Here is a 4,164-nt window from a genome sequence, read left to right as displayed (position 1 = left end):
GGGGGGGGGGGGGTGGGGGGGGGGGGGGGCGGGCCGGCGCCCCCCCCGCGAGTGCCGCCGGCAGGGAACTCACGGGGCCGGCCGGGCGCAGGGTGTACGGGAGTTCGTCGAGGTCGCTGGAGCTGCACAGCAGAGCGGCGAGGGAGAACGCGCCGGCCCTGCTCGCACCGCCGACGAGGATCTCGACGTCCCACATGCCGCTCGCGGCGGCCCGGCCGAGCTCCCGGTGACGCCGTTCGGCCCGTTCCAGGTCGAGCCGGGCGTCCTGATCGTCCTCCCGGCGGCGTAGCGCCGGGATGGCCCGACCGAGCGCGTCGCGTTCCGCGTCGAGGTGGTGCGACGGCACCGGCCAGGCGAGCACCAGCCACGCGAACGGGCCGGTGAGATGGGCGGCGTAGTCGTCGAACGAGCCGCGCCGGGGGGTGGCGGGCTCCTGGGCGTCCGGGCCGCTGCCGGCCGCCGTGGCCCACAGTGCGTCCGGGGTTCCGACGCAGTGCAGCCAGAACGGCAGCCGCGCGAGGTCCGCGGGGACGGTGCCGGGGGGCATCGGCCGGGCCGTGGAACCGGGCGGGTAGAGCAACGGTGCCGCCGCGGCGCTCGATCGTGGCGCCGCGGCCGACCCCCGCGGTCTCCCCGGCTGGTGTAAACCCGGCGGGGGCGCGGTGGGGAACGGCGGAAGTGCCGGCAGCCCACCGGCCGAGGCGGGCCAGCCGTCGGCGGTGACCTGTTCGGCGTCCCCAGTCGGAGCGGCGATCCCGGGCCACGCCGCGAGGCCTGCGCCCGGGCGGGTGGCGGGGCGTCCCGACCGGCTGGGACCAGCCGGGACCTGACCGCCCGGCATCGGGCCGGCCTGGTCGGGTCCTGCCGGGGTGAGGTCGGTGGGGTCGGGCGTCGCCGGGCTCGGGGGGAACGCCGGGCTCGGGGGGAAGTAGGGCCGGCCACCGACGAGGACGCGGATGTGGGCTTCGCCGGGGCCGCGAAGCCAGGCGACGGCGATACCCGGCGCCGCGGGTCCCGCGTCGATCGAGGTCAGCTCGGCGTGCGCGCCGACGAGCGCGGCGAACAACGCCGACGGGACGGGATCGGGCCGATCACCCGGGTCCGGCCGGCGGGGCGCGCTGAGGACGCGGTGGAACAGGAAGTCGTCGAGCACGATCGGCTGGCCTGACTCGCGGGGGGCCGGATACGGGCGGACGGAATCTATCACCCTCCGCGTGGAAATCGATCCGGATCGTGGTCATCATGATGTGGATCGGACGGAGTTGCTGCTTTCCGGACATGGTCCGGGCGGCTCTGGTGGGCGTGCGGTGGCGGGAGAGTGACGGATGATCCTGAGTTATCCCTCGGCGGCGCCGGGGAAAGCGGGGCATGCGCGGGGAGCACGGGGGTACCTGTCCCAGGACGGGGGCGCGGGGGTGAGGTACCCCGGTGCCAGCTGGGCGCGGCCACGTATCGTCGTGGCGAATACGGCCTGGTCACACCCCTGCGGCGCGGGCGAGAACGTCGCTGGGAGGGTCGGGTGTCGACAGCGTGACGCCGCCTCGCCCGCGGCGTCATTCCGGAAACCGGAGCCATGGCCGATCACCGAATCAGACGGCAGCGAACGCGGCCGCGCGCAGGCGCGACGCGTGGCCGATCGATCGCCGTCGGTGTCGCGGCGGCCGGCGTGACGCTGGTCGTGGGCGCCGCGAGCGCTCTGCATCTCAGCGGTTCCGGGCACGAGGATGGTGCTGCGGCCACCGCCGCGGCGAAGGTCCGCGCGACGCCCGCCAGGGCTTCCGTCCCGTCCGCCGCGACGCCCGATCGCCTGCGGCCGAATCGGCTCGCCGGGCGGGCCGGAGCGGCCACCGGTGACGGTGCCCTGCCGGGCCTCGGCTCGGCCATGCTCGCGCGGATTCCCCGCGAGGCGCTCCAGGTGATCCTCGTCAGCGGCCCCGACCGCGACGCGAACACCAACAGCGTCACGCTGTGGCAGCGCGCGAGCCCGGTGGCCCCGTGGACGGCGCTCGGCGCCCCGATCACCGGTCGCAACGGCCAGTACGGCTGGACCACCACCCATCACGAGGGGGACCTGCGCAGCCCGATCGGGGTGTTCAGCCTGACGGCGGCCGGCGGCCGGCTGCCTGACCCGGGCACCGGCCTGCCGTATGAGTACCGGCCGACCTTCTACCGGACCGCCGCCCCGCAGGGCCTGCCGATGGCCGACGCGTTCAACTACGTGGTCGCCATCGACTACAACCGGCTGCCCGGCCAGCCGCCCTCGGATCCGACCCGGCCGCTGGGCGACGACGTCGGCGGCGACATCTGGCTGCATGTCGACCACCGCACGCCGACCCGGGGCTGCGTCGCCGTCCAGCAGGATGCCCTCGCCTCGATCATGCGCTGGCTGACTCCGCGGGCGCACCCCATGATCGTGATGGGGGATGCGGCCGAGCTGGATCTCGAAACCTGACCAGCCCGGCCCGCCCGGCCGGGAAACGCGGTTCCCGGCCGGGCGGGCCGCGCCGCGGCCCCTACGACTTGTGCTGCTCGGCGTGGCCGCCGAACTGCTTGCGCATCGCGGAGAGGATCTTGTCCGCGAACAGGCCTTCCCCGCGGGAGCTGAACCGCTCGTAGAGCGACGCCGTCAGCACATGGGCGGGCACGCCCTCCTCGACCGCGGCCAGCACCGTCCAGCGGCCCTCACCGGAGTCGGAGACCCGGCCGCTGAACTCCGCCAGCTCGGGGTCGGCGTGCAGGGCGGTGGCGGTGAGGTCCAGCAGCCAGGAGGCGACCACGCTGCCACGGCGCCAGACCTCGGAGATCGCGGCGGTGTCGAGGTCGTACTGGTAGTACTGCGGGTCGCCGAGCGGGGCCGTCTCCGCGTTGTGCTCGGCCGCCTCGCGGCCGATGTTCGCCTTCTCCAGGACGGCGAGGCCCTCGGCGAAAGCGGCCATCATGCCGTACTCGATGCCGTTGTGGACCATCTTCACGAAGTGCCCGGCACCGTTCGGCCCGCAGTACAGGTAGCCCTTTTCCGCCTGGGTCGGCTCGCCGGTGCGGCCGGGCGTGCGCTCGACCGAGCCCACGCCGGGCGCGATCGTCTCGAACAGCGGCTCGAGGCGGGCGACGGTCGCCGCCTCGCCGCCGATCATCAGGCAGAAGCCGCGCTCCAGACCGAACACGCCGCCGGAGGTGCCGACGTCCACGTAGTGCACGCCCTTGGCGGCCAGCGCACGGGCCTGGTGGATGTCGTCCCGGTAGTACGAGTTGCCACCGTCGATGATGATGTCGTCCGGTGCGAAGTGCTCGGCGAGCGCTGTCACGGTCTCGCCGGTCAGGCCGGCGGGAACCATGACCCAGGCGGCCCGTGGCGGGCGCAGGGCCGCGGCGAACTCGGCGAGCGTGCTCGCCCCTGTGGCGCCCTCCGCCTCCAGGGCCTTGATGGCCTCGGGGTTCACGTCGTAGACCACGCACTCATGGCCACCGCGGATCAGCCGGCGCACCAGGTTCGCGCCCATTCGGCCGAGTCCGACCATCCCGAGCTGCATCTCGTCTCCCCGCTCGTCTCGTTCGGCGGCCCGGGCGGCAGGGTGTGCCGCGGCCGGGCCGTGCTTCGGCTCCTGCCACCATTGTTCCCGGCCGGCGGCCCGCCTCCCGGGCGTGGTCGGCGCGCCGTCCGATCGGGCCAGGTGCTTCTCGTCACCGTCGTACGGCTCCCCCGCTGACGGCCCGACGGCTGACGGTGTGATCCGGCGGTGGCCGCCGGGGACCGGCCCACCGCGCCGCGACCGGCCTGGCCGGATCACCGTAGCCGGCCGCGTACCGTTCGACGGTCCGACCCGGCCATACTGCCGTGGCCAGGTAACGACACGGGGTCGGCGGGGTGGCGGGCCGGCAGCGGGGGAGACAGTGGACGTGGACGAGAACACGAATGTTGACGTGATCGTGATCGGCGCGGGCCCGGCGGGGGAGAACGTGGCGGGGCGCTGCGCGGATGCCGGCCTCGCGGTGGCGGTCGTCGAGCGGGAGCTCGTCGGCGGCGAGTGCAGTTACTGGGGCTGTATCCCCAGCAAGACACTGATCCGCCCAGGCGAGGTGCTGGCCGCGGCCCGCCGGGTGCCGGGTGCCGCCACCGCGGTCACCGGCGCCGCGGACGCCGTCGCCGCCTACGCCCGGCGCGAC

At 74.8% G+C, this 4,164-nt stretch carries 3 protein-coding genes and 1 pseudogene; 2 read left to right on the top strand and 2 right to left on the bottom strand.

Going from position 1 to position 4,164, the window contains the following annotated elements; all coding sequences use genetic code 11:
- Positions 1–1,153: pseudogene (locus MXD58_RS21765) on the bottom strand (hypothetical protein); the annotation flags it as partial.
- A gap of 513 nt (positions 1,154–1,666) precedes the next feature.
- On the opposite strand from MXD58_RS21765, the gene MXD58_RS21760 reads away from it, so the two are divergent.
- Complete coding sequence (locus MXD58_RS21760; RefSeq protein WP_248839169.1) at positions 1,667–2,452, top strand: L,D-transpeptidase family protein; 786 nt, start codon at positions 1,667–1,669, stop codon at positions 2,450–2,452.
- Positions 2,453–2,513: 61 nt separating this feature from the next.
- On the opposite strand, the gene gnd is transcribed toward MXD58_RS21760, so the two are convergent.
- A complete protein-coding gene (gene gnd / locus MXD58_RS21755; RefSeq protein WP_248839170.1) occupies positions 2,514–3,530 on the bottom strand; it encodes a phosphogluconate dehydrogenase (NAD(+)-dependent, decarboxylating) in 1,017 nt (338 codons plus the stop codon).
- A 367-nt stretch (positions 3,531–3,897) separates the two neighbouring features.
- Between gnd and MXD58_RS21750 the strand changes: the two genes are divergently transcribed.
- A partial coding sequence (locus MXD58_RS21750; RefSeq protein WP_250609821.1) for an FAD-dependent oxidoreductase occupies positions 3,898–4,164 on the top strand: 267 nt, incomplete at its 3' end.

The sequence above is a fragment of the Frankia sp. AgKG'84/4 genome (assembly GCF_023242965.2).
Lineage (GTDB): Bacteria > Actinomycetota > Actinomycetes > Frankiales > Frankiaceae > Frankia.
Note: the sequence above shows the minus strand (reverse complement) of the source record. Positions and strands in the feature narration are given on the sequence as shown.